Genomic DNA, 18,533 nt, shown 5'->3' with positions numbered 1-18,533 from the left:
CTTACTGCTAACTGTTCATTGACCAAAACTCCTCGACAACTCGGATACCGTTTCCCCGCTGAGTGGGAGCCGCAGGCGGCAACGTGGTTCTCATGGCCGCACAATAAAGAGACCTGGCCCGGCAAGTTTGAGCCGATCCCCGGCGTGTTCACCGGCATTGTCAAGACACTCGCCCAGTACCAGCACGTGAATATTAATGTGGTTGACGATGGGATGATGGAGGATGTGAGGGAGCGCCTCCGTGGTGCCGGCGTCCCTGCTTCCCAATTTACACTCTATAAGATCCCGACGAACGATTCGTGGTGCCGCGATCACGGTCCAGCATTTGTCGTCAATCCCGCCGCGACCGAGCCGCTCGCAATTATCGACTGGGGGTATAATGCCTGGGGAGGGAAATACCCTCCGTTTGATCAGGATGACATTGTGCCGTCGCGAATCGCCGAAGTACGCCAACTCCCGGTCTTTCATCCCGGCATCATCATGGAAGGAGGAGCGATCGACGTCAACGGCGAGGGATGTCTGTTGACGAGCAGGTCATGTTTGCTGAATAAGAACCGGAATTCCGCTCTCACGCAAGAGGAGATCGAAGAATACCTCCGCGAGTACTATAATGTTGAAAAGATCTTGTGGGTGGATGAAGGGATCGCAGGGGACGATACCGACGGTCATATCGACGACTCGGCTCGCTTTGTCAACCCGCATACGATCGTCGCCGTCGTCGAAAATAATCCCGCCGACGAGAACCACGCAATTCTTCAAAGAAATCTCATTACGCTTCAGGGATTGACGGACCTCAAAGGAAATCACTTCCGGATCGTCGAGCTTCCGATGCCATCCCCCCTTTATTTCAATGACCAGAGGATACCGGCGAGCTACGCGAATTTTCTCATCGCAAACAATGTCGTGCTGGTGCCGACCTTTCAGGATGCGAACGACCCCATCGCGATTGAGATTCTTCAGCGTGAATTCCAAGACCGGACAGTGCTCGGGATCGATTGCGTCGATCTGGCGTGGGGACTTGGAACGCTCCATTGTATCAGCCAGCAGGAGCCGCTTGTGGAGAACAGACAAATAATGCAAGGAGTGATTGCTGAAGGAGTAAACAGTAAGGACTAAGCAGTAAGGAGTAGGAAGTATGCAAAGCTCATCCTTAAAACAAGGATTTCTTTTGATCGTGACTGTTCTCATGGGATGTGCGGCGGGGGAGCACTTTCTGCATAACGGAGAACGGATCGTGTTTTTAGGAGATTCGATTACCCAGCTCGGCGTAAAGCCCAACGGCTACGTCACAATTGTCCAGGACAGTCTCCATAAGAATCACGGAGAGATGAATATCGAAGTGATCGGAGCAGGCATCAGCGGCAATAAAGTTCCCGACCTGCAAAAGCGGTTGACCAAAGACGTGCTGGAAAAACACCCGACCATCGTCGTGATTTATATCGGCATCAACGACGTGTGGCATTGGGCGACGCCTGGGCTTACAGGAACAACAAAAGAAAATTATGAAGCCGGATTGAAAGAGATCATCGGGTCTATTCACGGCGTCGGTGCGCGCGTTGTTCTTTGTACGCCGAGCGTGATAGGCGAAAAGACCGACGGGTCGAATCCGCAGGATGCCATGCTTGAAGAGTATTCGGACATCAGCCGGCGCGTTGCAAAAGAAACCGGCAGTACGTTGTGCGACCTCCACAAGTCGTTTGCTGCTTATCTGAAATCGAATAATCCAAACAACAAAGAAAAAGGAATTCTGACCGTGGACAGAGTGCATCTCAACGATGCCGGCAATCTCTTTGTCGCCGAACAGATCCTCAAAACGCTAGAGCAGTGACGTTCGTGAATTGAAGCAGGAATTGGAATGGATAGAACACTTGATGGTCTTTTGGAAGATTGGCGCCGCGAAACATCATCGACCCTGAAAATTTTCCGCGCGCTGACCGACTCATCGCTCGGGCAAAGAGTTACGCCCGACGGAAGGTCGCTCGGTTTACTTGCCTGGCATATCGTGCTCGCTGTCGGAGAGACGGGCAAAAAAGCCGGCCTGACAATTTCCCTGCCGCCGGAAGATTCGCCAGTGCCCGACAATGCACGGGCTATTGTGGATGCCTATGAAGCCACGGCAGCGTCGATAGGAAATCAGATCGAGGAACACTGGACCGGTTCTTCGCTGGAGGAAGAGGTTCATATGTTCGGTCAGAAATGGACGCGCGGTTTTGCGCTCGCTTCATTGCTCAGGCATCAGACTCATCACCGGGGCCAGATGACGGTGCTGATGCGGCAAGCCGGCCTGCGCGTTCCCGGAGTTTACGGTCCCGCGCGCGAAGAATGGGCGCGGATGGGAATTCCCGCCAAGCCATAATATCGGAATAACTGTACTTCACCTATGCCACCCTCAATTCATATTCAGCCCGCAGTGGAAAAGGATATCCCGCTTATCCTCAGGTTCATCAAAGAGCTTGCGGAGTACGAACGCCTGTCGAGCCAGTGCGTCGCAACAGAAGCGCTCCTTCGCGGCGCGCTTTTTGGCGAGAAGAAATTTGCAGAGGTTGTCATCGCGTATTATGAGAACGAACCTGCAGGGTTCGCGATCTTCTTCCATAACTTTTCAACATTTCTTTCCCGTCCGGGAATTTACCTGGAAGACCTGTTCGTCTTTCCGCACTTCCGCAAAAAAGGGATCGGGAAAGCCCTCCTTATCCATCTCGCCGGGATTGCCAAAGAACGGAACTGCGGCCGGTTTGAATGGGCCGTGCTCGACTGGAACGAACCGTCGATCGCCTTCTACAAAAAATTGGGAGCCGTTCCTCTTGATGACTGGAAAATTTTCCGCTTAACTGGGGAAGCTCTCGAATTCCTCGCAAAAAGTTCATAACCCACCCGCTCCGAAAAGGCGAATTATTTTCAGACGCAGTGAAACAATGTTCGCTTCTCTACGTAAGATATATTGTGGCGTAAAAAATATCCCGCCAGTTCTGCTCAAAGCAGCCTGAATTCACAGTATTTTGCAGCAGAGGAGTAGAGTTAATTCAAGAGAACCGATATAGCGATGCCTCTTGACAACGTAACAATGTTATGTTATATTGGAGAGACCTTTTTATGATGTCTATCTTCTCGAAGAAAGCTCTATGGACAGCGACTTGATCTCTAAGAAAGAACTGCTGGAACTCACCGGCATTTCGTACGGACAACTCTATCGATGGAAACGAAAAAACCTGATCCCGGAAGAATGGTTTGTCAAAAAATCGGCCTTCACAGGGCAGGAGACTTTCTTTCCCAGAGAGAGTATTCTGGCGCGAATCGACAAAATTAAGGGGATGAAAGAAGACCGTTCCCTTGACGACATTGCCGGTGTTTTTTCTCCTGCACTTGGTCAGACATCCCTCACCATAGAAGAGGTCAGAGGCCGAAAAATCGTTTTGGACACCACGATCCAGAATTATTTTAACGATAAGAATCCCGATACCAGTGTCTCGCTTCAAACCCTCCTCAGTTTGTTCGTGATGGATCGCCTTTTGCACTCGGGGGATGTCGGAATTGACGAAGCCAAAAGTGCAGTAAAAACGATGGAAGAAGGCTACGGCTCGTTTGAAGGAAAGGCATGCGAATTGGTTGTCATCCGCAAGACCGGAGTTTCGTTCGCGGCGCTGCTTCCAGCCACCTCACCCGTGCACTTCGAGCAAGGGTTAAAAGTAGCGGCCCGCATTAACCTCGCACAATGCGTTGAAGAATTAAATATGCTTCTATAAATAAATGGAGAATGTTTATGGATAAAAAAACAAGGCACGACTTGAAGATCTCCGGGAGCGCCTCCGCTTCGGGGGGCTACTATAACAACGTTGTCGTCAACGGCCAGGGGGACATCAACGGCGATTTTGACTGCATCGACCTGAAAGTTTCGGGAACGTCCGATATCGAAGGTTCTGTTAAAACAAAGACGGGCAAAGTGACCGGACGGACGGCCATCGCCGGGAGCCTCGAAACGGATGATTTTAAGGTAAGCGGAATGCTGGAAGTGAAAGGAGCCGTCGATGCAAAGGAGTTGAAAGTCGACGGCACGGCCGTTATCGGCGGGAAACTATCGGCCGATCATCTTGAGATCAAAGGGGGCTTCAAGGCAAAGGATGATTGCACCGCGGAGACGTTTGTTTCGAAGGGAGCGTTCAGCGTCGGCGGTCTTCTCAACGCCGGAAATGTCGACGTCGTGCTTTACGGACCGTGCCGCGCAAAAGAGATAGGCGGAGAAACGATCAATGTCCGCAGAGGGAATACGTTTCGCCTGGGGCGATTGATCAACTCGCTTCTTTTTTCGCTCGACCTTCAGGGGGGATTGTCGACCGATACGATCGAGGGGGACGATATTCATCTTGAGGATACAAAGGCAAAAGCTGTTCGTGGAAACAACGTCAGCATCGGAAACGGATGCGACATCGCACTCGTTGAATACAGAGGAAAATTTGTACAGTCCGACAACGCTAAAGTAAAAGAGAGCAAAAAGGCGCGATGAACAATTTGCAGGCCATAGCGTCCTGCGGCAGCGGGGCTTCCGCGATCCTTGGGATTCCGGCCCGAAGCACAACCACGCTCTTCCGGAATCTTTTCTATCCGGCCGTGCGTCCCCGCGGCAACAAGCTCTCGATGCTTTTGACTTCCGCATATTTTCTGGCGCTGACGCTTCCGGCGACCGCGCTTTCACGCGGAGAGATCGTCTATTTTTTTCCGCTTCCTGATTCCAAGTACCTTTCTCCGTCAACCACCGTCATTGTCCGGACAAAGGGGAAATTTGATCCCGCTGTTCTTTCGGATAGATCTTTCATTCAATTGACCGGCTCTGAGAGCGGAGAACATCCCTGGCATTCGTCGTTATCGGATGATGGAACTACAGTCATGATTATTCCCGATGCCCCGTTCACCCCGGGGGAACGAGTCTCCGTTCAAGCCATTCATCCCTTGCAGACGCTGGAGGGAACCACGATTGCGCCGCCGAGCTATCGCTTCGACATTGGCGCAACCGTTGCGGCCGTGCAGGAATTTCGGGCTCAACCCCCCTTCGCTGCGCCAAATCCTTCTCGTTCTTTTTTTACGCGCCACGCCGGCAATTTTCGCAGTGCATCGCCGCTTGTTTCATCCGACAGCCTTCCCTCAGATTTTCCATTGCCTGTTGTGAGTCACGCTGCCGATGCTTCAGCAGACAAGATATTTCTGGGCACGTTCAAATCCGGGAGGGCCGGCGACCATCAGCAATTTGTGACCCTTATTCCGTCCGATGAACAATATTTGATGATCGTGAACAACCAGGGAATACCGGTCTTCTGGAAAAAGACAAACTCGGAGAATATGGGCTTCACACTGCAGCCGAACGGCCTCTTGACCTACTTCGATGCTTCGTCCGGCAGTTATCTTGAGATGGACAGCTCGTACAACGTCATCGATAGCTATAAATGCGGAAACGGCTATCAAACGGACCTCCACGAGCTGCGCTTGCTTGCCGATGGGCATGCGCTCCTGCTCGGAGACGATCCGGAGATCGTCGACATGAGCAAGATCGTCGCCGGCGGCAATTCCAATGCAACGGTGTGGGGAATGGTCATTCAGGAGCTCGACAAGAATAAAAATGTGATTTTTCAATGGAGAAGCTTCGACCACTTTCTTATCACCGATGCGACGCACGAGGATTTGACGGCCGCCAGCATCGACTACGTCCATGCCAATGCGATCGACCTGGACGCGGACGGAAACATTCTTTTGTCGAGCAGGCATCTTGATGAAATCACAAAGATCAATCGGACCACTGGTGAGATCATCTGGAGATGGGGAGGGAAGAACAACCAATTTCAGTTCATCAATGACTCCCTTCTCTTTTCTCATCAGCATTCGATCCGCAGGACTGCAACAGGGACGATGATCCTCTTCGATAACGGGAATTTCCGGTCCGTAGAATTCTCGAGAGGCGTCGAATACGCTCTCGACGAACAGGCAAAAACTGCCACGCTTGTCTGGCAATTCAGACATTCGCCGGATATTTTTTCCATGGCGATGGGGTCGATCGAACGTCTGGCAGACGGCAATACGCTCATCGGATGGGGGACCGCGCCGCTGGCATTCACCGAGGTTCATCCCGATGGTTCCACGGCTCTTGAGGCTCAATTTCCCGACAGCATTGTCAGCTATCGCGCCTTTGGATTTGACTGGACGCAGTCGACCGGCGCAACGAGTGTGAGAAAAGCTGATGCCGCGCCGTCGTCGTTTTCCCTTGAACAAAATTATCCGAATCCATTTAATCCGAGCACGACCATTCGCTACAGTGTAGCGAGGGCGTCGCGCGTCAGACTTGTCGTCTATAATGTGCTCGGCAAAAAACTTGCCACGCTCGTGAACGACACGAAGCCGGCGGGTTCGTATACCGTGCGCTTCGACGGGTCACGCTGCGCCGGCGGCGTATTGATGTACAGATTGTTCACTCCGGACGGCTCATTTACAAAAATGATGACCCTGGTAAAGTAAAATGATCTCTCGGCGGTTTTTTGGAATATTTTCTGCGCAAAACATCGGCCTTCACGGTATTGATTTTCGTCCCGTATTTTCGCATATTATACAACTCTGTCTACATGGATCTGCACCCCGCGGGTCAGTTCTTCAGCCAATACTCAGCAAATATTTAGATCATGTCATCTGAAGCGCAAAAAGCGGACCTGTCATCGCTCCGCATCAATAGAAGTGCCTCCGCTCCGAGCGAATCCGGCGGTTCGAAGAAGAAGGTCATTCTCTTTTCATCCATCGGCGCCGTTGTGCTCGTCGTTGCCGCGTTCATTATTTTCGGCGGAGGCGTTGCATCAACTGAACAAGTTGAAATTGTGACCGTCTCGTTGACGTACCCGTCGCAGGCGAACACGGTGCTGACGGCAAGCGGTTATGTCGTCGCCCAGCGCAAAGCGGCGGTGGCGTCCAAAGGAACCGGGCGGCTTGAATATCTCGGAGTGATCGAAGGAGACCGCGTCACGAAAGGGAGCATCATCGGGCGGCTTGAGAGCAGCGACGTCGATGCGGCGCTCGGCCAGGCGAGAGCGAATCTTGGGGTTGCGAAGGCGGGGGTGGATCAGGCCAAAGCGGAGCTCGACGACGCGACAGCGAACTATCAGCGGGAAAAATCGCTCTTCGAGAAGAATCTTGCGTCGGAGGCGGACTATGACCCGGCAAACGCCCGCTACAAAAAGGCGATCGCCGGAGTTACGTCGGCCGAAGCTTCGCTGAACGCTGCTGAAGCTACCGTCCGCGCCGCGGAGGTGCAGGTCGAATACACCAACATCCGCGCCCCGTTCGACGGAACGGTGCTCACAAAAGACGCCGACGTGGGGGACGTGATCACGCCGTTCGGGGCGGCCTCCGGTTCGCGCGGCGATATCGTGACCCTCGCTGATATGAACTCGCTCGAAGTCGAAGCCGATGTGTCGGAATCCAACATCTCAAAAGTCTACACAGGCCAGCCGTGCGAGATCACTCTCGACGCGATTCCCGATAAGCGGTACCACGGCACCGTCCACAAAATTGTCCCGACCGCCGACCGGGCGAAAGCGACCGTCCTGACGAAGATCCAGTTCCTCGACCGGGATGATCTAGTTCTTCCCGAGATGAGCGCAAAGGCGATCTTCCTGAGCAAGGAAACCGATAAACCGACGGAAAATTCCACGCCGAAAATTTCCGTGCCGGTCTCGGCAGTGGCCACGCGGGACGGGAAAAAAGTTGCCTTCCTTGTCCGCGATGAAAGCGTCGTGGCGACCCCCGTGGTCGTCGGGGAGTTGATGGGGAGCAGCATGGAGATCAAAGAGGGCCTTGCGGTCGGAGACAAGGTCGTCAATCATCCCTCGGCAAAACTCTCTTCGGGAACAAAAATAGCCCAGGCAAAATAATCGGCTTTCAGGTCGAGAACTATCTTCATCAATCCAAAGAGCACTTATGGCAGAGCCAATCGTTCAAATCCGCAACCTGACGAAGATCTATAAACGGGACAGCATGGAGATCCCCGTGCTGCAGAACATTACGCTTGACATCCCCGAAAGCGAATTTCTCGCGCTTATGGGACCGTCGGGGTCCGGCAAGACGACGCTGCTGAATCTTATCGCCGGCATCGACAGGCCGAACAGCGGATCGCTCAAGATCGCCGGAACGGACATCTCGACGCTCGGCGAATCTGCGCTCGCGAAATGGCGCTCGCACAACGTCGGCTTTGTCTTCCAGTTCTACAACCTTTTGCCCGTGCTCACGGCGTACGAGAACGTAGAGCTGCCATTGCTCCTGACAAACCTGTCGAAAAAGGAAAAGCGCGAACACGTGGAGGCCGCGTTGAACGTGGTCGGTCTCGGCGACCGTATGAAGCATTATCCGAAACAGCTTTCCGGCGGACAGGAACAGCGCGTCGCGATCGCACGCGCGATCGTCACCGACCCGACAATCATCGTTGCGGACGAACCGACGGGGGACCTCGACAAGAAATCGGCCGACGAAATTCTGATCCTGATGGAAAGGTTGAACACGGAGTTCAAAAAGACCATTGTCATGGTCACGCACGATCCGCACGCCGCGGGAAAGGCGCACAAAGTGCGCCATCTTGAAAAAGGGGATCTGCTGGAAAATTGACCGCTCCCCGCATCGACGTGAACCAGTGAGGAAAAAATCATGAAAGTGTTGAAGCTTGTCTTAAAGAACCTGCTGCGGCATAAACTGCGGACATTCCTGACGGTCCTCGGCCTCTCGTGCGCTGTCTTCGCCTTCGGGTTTCTCCGCACGATCGTCTCGGCATGGAATTCGGGTGTTGCGTCCTCCTCCTCCGTCCGCCTTATCACGCGCCACGCGGTGTCGTTCGTCTATCCGCTCCCTCTTTCCTATAAGGAGCAGATCGAAAAAGTCCCCGGTGTAACGAAAGTATCGTACGCCTACTGGTTTCAGGGAGTGTACAAGGATCAATCATTCGACAACTTTTTCCCGCGCTATGCGGTCGACGCCGAGCAGTTCCTCAGCATGTATCCCGAGTTTGTCATTCCTCCAGACCAGCTGGAGACGTTCAAGAAGGAACGGAACGCCTGCATCGTAGGAAGAAAGATCATGGAGAAGTACGGCTGGAAGATCGGGGATGTCATCCCCATCGAAGGGGACATTTACCCCGGCCATTGGCAGTTCGTGATCCGCGGAGTGTACACGGGAAAGGACAAGACGGTCGATGAGACGCAGATGTTCCTCCAGTGGTCGTACCTCGACGAGTCGCTGAAGCAGACCGCGCTGTACCGCTCCGGCCAGGTCGGATGGTACGCCGTTCAGATCGCGAACGCAAACGATGCGGCAACGGTGTCGGAAAATATCGACGCGCTGTTTGCCAATTCACCCGCAAAGACAAAAACGGAAACTGAAAAAGCGTTTCAGCAGAGCTTCGTCTCCCTTTCGAGCGCGATCCTCACTTCCCTCGAGGTCGTTTCGTACGTGATCATCGGCATCATTCTCCTCGTCCTTGCGAACACCATCATCATGTCCGCACGCGAGCGGATCAGAGAATATGCCGTGCTGAAAACGCTCGGGTTCAACGCCGGGCACATCATCGGATTGGTGACCGGCGAATCGCTGGTCATCGCCATGCTCGGCGGCTGCATCGGGATCGCGCTGACCTTCCCCATGGCGGCCGGTGTGGCGGCAGGGTTCCCGACGATGTTCCCGATTTTCAACGTCGAGCCGTCGACGATCATCCTTTCATTTTCGCTCTCGTTCCTTGTCGGACTCCTCGCCTCCGTATTTCCGGCGATACGTTCGTCGCGCATCAAAATAGTCGACGGTTTACGACAGATCGGATAACCACTACCATAGCGCCGCCATGAAAATTCCTTTTTCGTACATCATTCGCAATCTCTGGACGCGCCGGCTGACGATGTCCCTTACGCTCGGCGGCATCACGCTCGTCGTTTTTGTTTTCGCCGCGGTGCTGATGCTCTCCGAAGGCGTCAAGCAAACGCTGGTTTCGACCGGGTCCGACGACAACGTCATCATCGTCAGAAAGTCGGCGCAGAGCGAGCTGGTCAGCGCGATCGGGCGGGAGTCGGTCGCGAATATCTCAACGTTCCCGGAAGTAGCGACCGGAACGGACGGCAAACCGATGGCGACGGCAGACGTGGTGACGATCATTAATTTGAGCAAGAACGGAACGAAGGATATGGCGAACGTACCGGTGCGCGGCGTCTCTGCCGGCTCAGCGACGATGCGGCCGCAGGTGAAAATAAAAGAAGGACGCATGTTCCGCCAGGGCTCGTCCGAGATCGTCATCGGCAACGCTGTGGCGTCGCAGTTTCAGGGAGTCGCCGTGGGACAGACGGTGCAGATAGGGTCCGGGTTCTGGACGATTGTCGGCGTGTTCGACGCCGGGAAAAGCGGCTTCGCTTCCGAGATCTGGGCCGATGCGGATCAGTTGATGCTTGCGTTCAACCGCCCGGTCTATTCCTCGCTCACGGTGAAATTAAAGAATGTCGACGACTTCGGCGCGTTCAAGACGCGGATGGAAAGCGATCAGCGGCTGGCCGATCTTGAACCGAAAAGAGAAAAAGCATTCTACGAAGAACAATCGCAGGGAATGGCGCAATTCATCCGCATCCTTGGCCTGATCATCACCATCATTTTCAGCGCCGGTGCGATGATCGGCGCGATGATCACGATGTATGCGGCGGTCGCGAACCGGACGGTCGAGATCGGTACGATGCGCGCCCTCGGCTTCCGCCGCAGAAGCGTCCTCGCCGCTTTCCTGGCCGAAGCGATGCTCCTCTCCCTTGTCGGCGGGGGACTGGGATTGCTCTTTGCGTCGTTTCTTGAATTCGTTTCCTTTTCCACGACGAACTTTACCTCGTTTACCGAGCTCGCGTTCGGCTTCCATTTCACCGCAGGTATCGCGCTCTCCACGCTGGTCTTTTCTCTTTTTATGGGATTGGTGGGAGGCTTCCTGCCGGCGGTCCGAGCTTCGCGGCTGGATATTATTAACGCGCTGCGGGCATCATAACGGAAATCCGCCCGTTCGCCGGACCGAATTTCGATTTCAGCAGTAAACAAAATCTCGTTTCATCCGTCTAATTATACACTTCCACGAACCCCTCTTTTTACATTCTCCGGGAGTCGAGCGGTCACACCATGATGGTCACGCGGATGTTCTTTTTGGGATGCGCCATCGTTTTTCTCGGAATTTTTTCCTCCCCCCTTCATGCTCAAGATTCCACCAAAGCTGCGGTTTTCAAGGAGCATCGGGCTCCGTCGCTGAACCTGATCAGACGGTCGGATGAATCGTACGAGCTGTGGGAAGAATTCAAGCTGATGGAAAAAGCGAACAACGGCGATGCGTCCGCGCAGCACGAGCTCGGGATCCGCTATTTTCTCGGCCGGGGGTTCGGCGTCGACACGGTGAAGAGCGCGTACTGGATCCAAAAAGCGGCCGACCAGGGGATGGTGATGGCAAACTACAATCTCGGGATCTTTTTGAACAACGGGTGGGGGGTGCCGTGGAATCCGTTCAAAGCGTTCGAACATTTTCAGTACGCAGCGAAAGAAGGGATGCCGGAGGCGGAATACGTCTACGCCTCGATCCTGACCGACAACCTGGTGGCTCCGCAGAACTGGACCGAAGCGTACCGCTGGATGAAGAAGGCGGCGGATGCGGGATTCCAGCCGGCGAAAGAGGCACTCGTCGAGTTCGAAAAACGGGGCGAAGTCCATCCCGATTCGTCGGACACCTCTTCCGTCGCATCGGTCCGTACCGTCGCCAATAAAGATTCTGCCTTGGTCCTGCCGACGCACTCATGGAAGCCCGTCCTCCTCGACTTCAGCAATGAAACGGCGACGGAGAAGGACGAGCTCGCCTTTCTCAAAAACATGCTGCAGAAAGGGAGCCCCGAGCTGAAGTACGCGCTCGGCATTTCTTCCCTCGACCTTGACAAACTTGTTGCCGATTCGACGTTGCTGGTGTTGATCGAGAATGCGGCCGACGTCGGCAGCCCGGAAGCGCTGGCAGTGCTCGGCAGGTTCTACGAAAAGGGGATCATCGTCAAAAAAAATCTGATGATGGCGGCGACCGAGTACCTCAGGGCGATCCGCCTGGAATTCCCGCGCGCGCCGGCGTTGTTGTGGAATGTGTACCAGAATAAAAAATTCATCCAGCAAGTGCATTCGCTCGTCCTCGAAGGGAATGCCGATGCGGAATTCGTCTGTGCCGGTTTGATCTCCGTCGGTTTCGACACCGAGCTGCCGCCGGAAGAATCGTTCAAGCTGCTGGTGAAAGCGGCGGCACAGCATCATATCCAGGGGATGATCGAGATCGGCCTCTGTTATTTCTCCGGGCGAGGTGTGGAGAAGGACCGGGAAAAAGGGGTCGAATACTGGAAAGAGGCCGCCGCGTTGGGGAGCCGCGAGGCGCAGATACGATTGACCGCGACGAACCTGATCTCGGACCTGCACTTGCAGGAGTACGCGGCATCGATCCCCGAGCTTGACTCGGCGGCGCACAAGGGATCGCTCCTTGCACAGGTGGCGCTCGGCTATTGTTATGAAACAGGAACTGGCGTTGCCCCGAGCAAACCCGAAGCGGTGAAGTTGTACCGTGAGAGCGCTTACCGTGGAAGCCAGATCGCGTATTATGCGCTGAAGAAAATGTACGACGAGCTCCGGCCTGATTCGGCGCAGTATAAAATCAAGGAAGAATAAGAGAGGGACGATACAGCCAGCGTCTGTGTCTTCCTCATCATCGCCTAAAAGCTATCTCAAAAATGAAATTAGATTGACCCTTCGACGCGTTCCCTCAAAGAGTCGCTTTTGTTCGGCGACCTTTTGGGGACTTGCTCAGGGTGAACAAATGGGTGGATCATCCTGTCCCCAAAGGACCCCTTCGGGGAGTAAGCGATCCCGCTCGAAGAGCGGGAGAGCGCATCGTCAACGACCCTGCGGGTCGCAGACCCGTTGGGAAGGATGAGGTGACGTATTTTTGAGATAGCTTCCAGGCAAGTCTTCAACCGCGGCCTTTTGGTCGTCGGAAAGCGACGACCTTGACCATGGGACGCTTCATAATTACTTATTTAATCATCGCTTGCAATTTTTTTGATTTTTTATAGATTAGAACACGTCGAACTTCATCGGAGAGAATATGCCTGAAAAAATATTGGTCGGGGTGATCATGGGTTCCAAATCGGACTGGGAGACGCTGCAGCACTGCGGTGCAATGCTGGATCAGCTGAAAATTCCGTACGAGGCGCGCGTCCTCTCGGCCCATCGCACGCCGGATCTGTTGTTCGACTATATTACCACCGCCGAATCGCGCGGGCTCGAGGTGATCATCGCGGCGGCGGGAGGAGCGGCGCATCTGGCGGGAGTAGCCGCGTCGAAGACGCTGCTGCCGGTACTCGGCGTTCCGATGGAATCGAAATCACTGCAGGGGATGGATTCGCTTCTTTCGATGGTTCAAATGCCCGCCGGGATCCCCGTTGCAACACTCGCGATCGGAAAACCGGGAGCGATCAACGCGGCGTTGTATGCAGCGGCGATCATGTCGGGGAAACATCCGGAGTTCCGTACGGCGATCAAAGAGTACCGGGAAAAGGCCGTGAAGGCAATACTGGAACACCCCGATCCAAGGTCGTAGATCTTACCGCGAAGGGACCAAGATACGCGTGATCAATCCAATTCGTGCCTTAGCGCCTCCGCGGTTTCCTACCGTACCCCTACCAGGGTCGTAAAGGAGAATTCGTCGATCGTAAATTTCGCCTCACCGTTTTCAACCCGTACCCGTTTTCCTTCTTCCATCCCCCGCTTGCCGTCGGTAACATAGATCCGCAGCTCTTTCACGCCCACGGGAAAACCGGTCAGACGAACGGGGCGCGAAGCACCGTGATTCACAAGGTCGATCGTATACGTCCCCCCGGCGATGTCCGCAAAAGCAGCGCAACTGATGTCGTCGTTGGAACAGGTTGTCGGCAGGATGAACGATCCGGCCGGCAGCATTCCGAGCTGCTTCAGATTCCAAAAGCGCTGCGTCGGTTTCAACTCCCCCTGGTTTCCGAATAGTCCTTCCCCGCTCAGCAAAGAATAATCGGACGTCAACTGCCATTGGAGTATCGCCCTCACATGGGCGATGTTGAGCGAACGGACGTAAATATCGATCTCGTCCATCGCAAAAGCCGGTTCCTGGAAAATATCGGGATACGTGTGCGCCTGAGCGTCGGTTCCCCCTTCGGCGATGAGAAGCGGCGCATTCAGTTCGCGGGCTGCATCCCCCCAGTTCGACAGTGTCCAGTTGTCGCATCCGCGCCAGGCGTGGAAGGAGATCGCTCCGATGTATTGATGCGTCGCCGGGTCGTCGAGCGCCGGCTGGATGAAGTCGACCGTCGTTGCGTCCGAATTATCCCCGAGGAGCAGTTTGGTGGAAAGTTCCTGCGATGCGAAGAAGGCCCCCAGTTTCCTGATGAAATCTGCATGTTCCTGTCCGGTCATGCGCACGTTGATGCCGAGGTCCGATTCGTTGAACGAGAAGAGGGCAGGCTCGACGCCGTAGGCCTCTTTGAGATAGACAAAATAGTCGCCGATCGACTTGATGATGCTCCGGATCTTCTTCTGGTTGAGCGGATTGCCGTAAATCCCGTTTTCATTCCTAAAGTTGGCTTCCCCGACAATGGCCCACTGCGGCGGAAACCATGCGCTGACAATGACCGGAATGTGTCTCCGCGTCAGCATCTGTGCCATCTCCATCGCCCCGCGGACGCTCTCCTCCAGTTTCCCCCCACGCGCCGCTTCGAGGGGGTTCACGCTCTCGACCGGATGCCAGCTGCGCCACGGCATCTCAACGCGCGCCCATCGCACGTTAAGATTGTCCAGACAATAATCGATCACTTTCGGGTCGAGTTTTTCGTTCTGAATTCTGAAATTGCCGCCGATGCCGTCGAACGCCTTCCCCGGCTTCTCAGCATCGATGGAAATCCGCACCGGACTCCTGTCGATGTCGCCGGAGACCCTGATCGAAAACATTTTCTCGGCGGTCATGCTGTCCTTCGTGTGGCCGGTCATGACGGCGAGGTAAATTCTGTCGTTGGCATTGCCGAAACGCGGGTTCCCTTTTTGAACGATGATCTCCGTCGGCCGCTCCGTTCTTACCTCAAGTGTGCGCGTTGCAGAAGTGACGCGGAACCCTCCGACCAAAGCCTGGCTGAGGAAGTTTCTTGTGCGGAAGGTCTGCGGCATTCTTCCGGGTCTGAGCGGGAACAGAGGAACGTCGCTGATTCCCGACGCGGTCGAATCGAACAGCTGAATGCGCCCGCCGGCATAATCATCCGCCGGAAGCTCAAAGCAGACAAAGACGCCGGTGAGCGTAGTGTCTGCCGCGGTTGTTGTTTTTACGTTCAAAGTCGCGGCGCCGTGGTCGGTATCCTGCACCTCTTCCGTGAATGAAAATTGCGACAGCTCGGTCGTGACGGTTTGCTTGTCCCCCTTTCGTGTGTAGAGAGGATGCTGTCTCTCTTTTCCCGTGGAGGTGACATCCGCCATCGAAGGACCGATCAGGCAAAGGCTGGAGGTGAATTTCATCAGCTGCCCGTCGATCCGGATCCCGCTCAAATTTCCCCACGCAGTCAGTTCGGCTTGAGCATGAAGCGATTCAAGAGCAAAGATCATCAGTATCAGAATGGACAAATTGGATTTTTGCAAGGGAGACTCCTTTATGAGAACGAATGATCGCCATCGGGGCGTGGAAGGTCTTGATGGTCCCTTCGAGCATGAACTCTCCCGTGACGCGGACATCTATGTGACCGGGGCTCATCTCTAACGTCACATTTTCTTCATGCCCTCTCCACTCGTTTTGGTGATAATGAGGCGAAGGGCAAATTGGCGTTTTCGTAGCTAAGTTACCTGTTGAAAGACGATAGGTCAAGTGGAAATTCGAAGAAGGGGTACCACCTTTTGACCACCTTGCTCTTCTTTCCAAAAATCTCTACCATAAACTACACGGAGATCAGTATGAGAAAAATTATTGTGTTCGAACATATCACGCTTGATGGCGTCATACAGGCGGGAGGCGGGCCGGACGAAGACAGGGAGGGGGGCTTTGCGTATGGGGGGTGGAGTGCGCCATATTCGGACCCGGTTATTGAAACGCTCCTCAGAAAATTGATGAACGAACCGTTCGACCTGCTGCTCGGACGCAAAACCTTCGACATCTGGGGGGCGTTTTGGCCGCAACACGGGGATGTGTGGCCCGGAGTCAACACAGCCACGAAGTACGTCGCCTCAAACACAATGACTTCCAGCAAATGGCAGCCCTCCGTATTTTTGAGCGGCGACATCGCGAATAAAATTACCGGCCTCAAGCAGCACCAGGGGCCTGATCTGCACGTTTGGGGAAGCAGTCATCTCCTTCAGACGCTGATGAAGCATGATCTGGTCGATATGTTCTGGCTGATGATCTATCCGTTGACGTTGGGATCTGGAAAGCGGTTATTCTCCGATGGGACGATCCCGGCGGCGTTCAAAGTGACGGAGAGCAAGATCGGTTCGAGCGGCGTCATTGCAGTCAACTATGAGCGCGCGGGAGCCGTCACGACCGGGAGTCAGCTGTAAAAATTTTTGCCGGGTTGCGACCATGAGGAGAAGACTGGCGGGAAATTCAGGCAAATACGAGTGACAGCTGCGGAGCAGATGCTTGATTTTTCTCCTGGGCCCGAACGCAGGTTGCCGCTGAGACGTTCGCGCTTGTGACGATGAGAAGATCTGTATCTTGCCGGCAAATCGCCGTGGCACGGAACTTAATCGTTCTCCCTCCCCCAAAATAGATTCTCGAGAAAAAATTGTGAAACCGACTGACGCAATTAAACTCGGCGGTGTTAAGGAATACATAGCCAAACATCCAAAGGATATACAGGCCAGCTTAAATGAAATGAAGGCTGCAATTCAAGAAGCGGCGCCGGGAGCTCTCGAGACAGTCAGTTATTTTGAAATGCCCGGATTTTTCTATAAGGGCTATGAGTATAATGGTATGTTTGCCTGGTTCAGTTTTAAGAAACCTAATGTGCGATTGCATGTTCGTCCCCTCGCAATAACAAAGCACAAAGCGGAACTGGCAGACTATACCGGAACGAGATCTGTGGTCAATTTTCCGGCAAATAAACCGATACCGGCCAAAATAGTTAAGATGTTGGTGAAGGAGAGCATCAGGCTTATGAAAGAGAAGAAAGAATGAAAATGATTTCAACCGCGCAAACCATGCGGCATAAAAATGCTTTTCATCCGCATGTTTATTCAACGTAATGAAGGGAGGCCTATGAGGAAGGTTGTTTTTGCGATCAACGTCACCGCGGACGGCTATTTCAGCCACACGGATATGATCCCCAACGAAGAAGTGCATGCGTACTTTACCGGGATCCTGCGCAATTCGAGCCTTCTCCTTTACGGCCGGAAAACGTATGAACTCATGGTCCCCTATTGGCCCGACATCGCGGGAAACCCTACCGAAACAGAATCGGAGAATGAGTTTGCCAGTGTGTTTGACTCGCTCGAAATGGTCGTCTTCTCAACGACGTTGAAACAGGTTGATGGAAGCAAGAGGCGGATCGTGCGCGCAAATCTTGTGGAAGAGGTCCTTGCGTTGAAACGGCAGTCCGGAGGGGACATTTGCGTCGGCGGGCTGACCATTGCGTCTCAGCTTTCTGAGCGCGGGGTGATCGACGAGTATCATTTCGTGGTTCACCCGGTCATTGCCGGAAAAGGGGCGCGGTTGTTCGAAACCGTGAAGCTGCAGGCGAACCTTCGGTTTGACCTTATCGGGTCGAAAACCCTTCAAGACGGCATCGTAGCCCTTCACTACAAAAAGCAAGTGTGAAATTAATTCTACCCAAATAGTTCGAAGTGTGTTGTTTGCTTATGACGCACGCGGGAGCACGATCGTCGCATCGAAAATTTGCAAGAACGTCCTTATCTATCAAAACGTCATTATCGGAACCAATGACGTATCATCAAAACGCTTTGCCATACGGACCGTCCCATGCGGCCGATGAGCCCCGGACCATTACACGAACCCCAGGAGGAACAACATGATCGTTGAAGCAACGGTCACAATCAACGGATCCAAGGAGACGATCTGGAACGTCATGACCGACATCCAGAACGCTGCGCAGATCATCAGCGGGATCGAGAAGATCGAACTCCTTGAGAAACCAACGAGCGGTCTTGTAGGACTCAAGTGGCGCGAGACCCGAATGTATTTCGGGAAGCCGGCTGCTGTGGAAAAGAGGATCACCGACGCCGCTGAGAACGAGTACTATAAAACGAGAGCGGAGAGTGATGGATTCGTCTTCTTATCCACCATGACCATTTCGGGGAACATCAGCGGCATCAGGCTGACGAGTTCTCATGATTCCATACCTCAAGGCATTGCTGCAAAACTAAAGTCGCTCCCGATGGTTTTCTTCAGGGGGATGGTGAAAAAAGCGCTCCTGCAAGACCTGAACGATATCAAGTCCGCGGTTGAACGGAAATGATCGGTGGCGGCC

At 54.0% G+C, this 18,533-nt stretch carries 18 protein-coding genes and 1 pseudogene; 18 read left to right on the top strand and 1 reads right to left on the bottom strand.

The window, feature by feature from the left end; translation table 11 throughout:
- The first annotated feature begins 18 nt into the window (after positions 1-18).
- The 13 genes from VMF88_05065 to purE all read left to right on the top strand — a co-directional run bounded on the left by VMF88_05065 (position 19) and on the right by purE (position 13,642).
- Positions 19-1,116, top strand: coding sequence for an agmatine deiminase family protein (locus VMF88_05065; protein HTY10421.1), 1,098 nt, complete (start codon positions 19-21; stop codon positions 1,114-1,116).
- A 19-nt stretch (positions 1,117-1,135) separates the two neighbouring features.
- Positions 1,136-1,828 carry an SGNH/GDSL hydrolase family protein gene (locus VMF88_05060; protein HTY10420.1) on the top strand — a complete coding sequence of 231 codons (693 nt, stop codon included), beginning with the start codon at positions 1,136-1,138 and terminating at the stop codon, positions 1,826-1,828.
- A gap of 27 nt (positions 1,829-1,855) precedes the next feature.
- Positions 1,856-2,356 (top strand): DinB family protein, encoded by a 501-nt coding sequence (locus VMF88_05055; GenBank protein HTY10419.1) that lies wholly within the window; start codon positions 1,856-1,858, stop codon positions 2,354-2,356.
- Positions 2,357-2,380: 24 nt separating this feature from the next.
- Positions 2,381-2,869 carry a GNAT family N-acetyltransferase gene (locus tag VMF88_05050; protein HTY10418.1) on the top strand — a complete coding sequence of 163 codons (489 nt, stop codon included), beginning with the start codon at positions 2,381-2,383 and terminating at the stop codon, positions 2,867-2,869.
- Positions 2,870-3,122: 253 nt separating this feature from the next.
- Positions 3,123-3,743 (top strand): YhbD family protein, encoded by a 621-nt coding sequence (locus VMF88_05045; GenBank protein ID HTY10417.1) that lies wholly within the window; start codon positions 3,123-3,125, stop codon positions 3,741-3,743.
- 17 nt (positions 3,744-3,760) lie between these two features.
- Positions 3,761-4,501, top strand: a complete 741-nt coding sequence (locus VMF88_05040) for a hypothetical protein (protein HTY10416.1) — start codon at positions 3,761-3,763, stop codon at positions 4,499-4,501.
- Positions 4,498-6,498 (top strand): aryl-sulfate sulfotransferase, encoded by a 2,001-nt coding sequence (locus VMF88_05035; protein ID HTY10415.1) that lies wholly within the window; start codon positions 4,498-4,500, stop codon positions 6,496-6,498. Before VMF88_05040 ends, VMF88_05035 begins: the two co-directional genes overlap by 4 nt.
- Before the next feature lie 161 nt (positions 6,499-6,659).
- Positions 6,660-7,901 carry an efflux RND transporter periplasmic adaptor subunit gene (locus VMF88_05030; GenBank protein ID HTY10414.1) on the top strand — a complete coding sequence of 414 codons (1,242 nt, stop codon included), beginning with the start codon at positions 6,660-6,662 and terminating at the stop codon, positions 7,899-7,901.
- A 46-nt stretch (positions 7,902-7,947) separates the two neighbouring features.
- Positions 7,948-8,628: an ABC transporter ATP-binding protein gene (locus VMF88_05025; protein HTY10413.1), complete on the top strand. Its 681-nt coding sequence runs from the start codon at positions 7,948-7,950 to the stop codon at positions 8,626-8,628.
- A gap of 39 nt (positions 8,629-8,667) precedes the next feature.
- Positions 8,668-9,831, top strand: coding sequence for an FtsX-like permease family protein (locus VMF88_05020; protein HTY10412.1), 1,164 nt, complete (start codon positions 8,668-8,670; stop codon positions 9,829-9,831).
- A gap of 19 nt (positions 9,832-9,850) precedes the next feature.
- Positions 9,851-11,020, top strand: a complete 1,170-nt coding sequence (locus VMF88_05015) for an ABC transporter permease (protein HTY10411.1) — start codon at positions 9,851-9,853, stop codon at positions 11,018-11,020.
- 128 nt (positions 11,021-11,148) lie between these two features.
- On the top strand, positions 11,149-12,711 hold the full coding sequence (locus VMF88_05010) for a tetratricopeptide repeat protein (protein HTY10410.1): 1,563 nt from the start codon (positions 11,149-11,151) through the stop codon (positions 12,709-12,711).
- 436 nt (positions 12,712-13,147) lie between these two features.
- A complete protein-coding gene (gene purE / locus VMF88_05005) occupies positions 13,148-13,642 on the top strand; it encodes a 5-(carboxyamino)imidazole ribonucleotide mutase (GenBank protein HTY10409.1) in 495 nt (164 codons plus the stop codon).
- A gap of 68 nt (positions 13,643-13,710) precedes the next feature.
- Here purE and VMF88_05000 read toward each other — a convergent pair whose 3' ends face one another.
- Positions 13,711-15,696 carry a hypothetical protein gene (locus VMF88_05000; protein ID HTY10408.1) on the bottom strand — a complete coding sequence of 662 codons (1,986 nt, stop codon included), beginning with the start codon at positions 15,694-15,696 and terminating at the stop codon, positions 13,711-13,713.
- 309 nt (positions 15,697-16,005) lie between these two features.
- Between VMF88_05000 and VMF88_04995 the strand changes: the two genes are divergently transcribed.
- The 5 genes and pseudogenes from VMF88_04995 (at position 16,006) to VMF88_04975 (ending at position 18,521) form a co-directional block, all read left to right on the top strand.
- The gene (locus VMF88_04995) at positions 16,006-16,605 is read left to right on the top strand and encodes a dihydrofolate reductase family protein (GenBank protein HTY10407.1); all 600 of its coding nucleotides are present in this window, start codon (positions 16,006-16,008) and stop codon (positions 16,603-16,605) included.
- A gap of 157 nt (positions 16,606-16,762) precedes the next feature.
- On the top strand, positions 16,763-17,224 hold the full coding sequence (locus VMF88_04990) for a DUF1801 domain-containing protein (protein HTY10406.1): 462 nt from the start codon (positions 16,763-16,765) through the stop codon (positions 17,222-17,224).
- A gap of 81 nt (positions 17,225-17,305) precedes the next feature.
- Entirely contained in the window at positions 17,306-17,863 is a 558-nt protein-coding gene (locus VMF88_04985) for a dihydrofolate reductase family protein (GenBank protein HTY10405.1), read from the top strand.
- A pseudogene (locus VMF88_04980) lies at positions 17,859-17,987 on the top strand (serine acetyltransferase). The gene VMF88_04985 and the pseudogene VMF88_04980 overlap by 5 nt, the downstream one beginning before the upstream one ends.
- An 87-nt stretch (positions 17,988-18,074) precedes the next feature.
- Positions 18,075-18,521, top strand: a complete 447-nt coding sequence (locus tag VMF88_04975; GenBank protein ID HTY10404.1) for an SRPBCC family protein — start codon at positions 18,075-18,077, stop codon at positions 18,519-18,521.
- The last annotated feature ends 12 nt before the right edge of the window (positions 18,522-18,533 follow it).

Source organism: Bacteroidota bacterium, from assembly GCA_035506275.1.
In the GTDB taxonomy this organism is placed as follows: Bacteria; Bacteroidota; Ignavibacteria; order UBA10030; family UBA8401; genus JAGVPT01.
The sequence above is the reverse complement of the archived record's forward strand: the minus strand, read 5'-3'. Positions and strand labels throughout refer to the sequence as shown.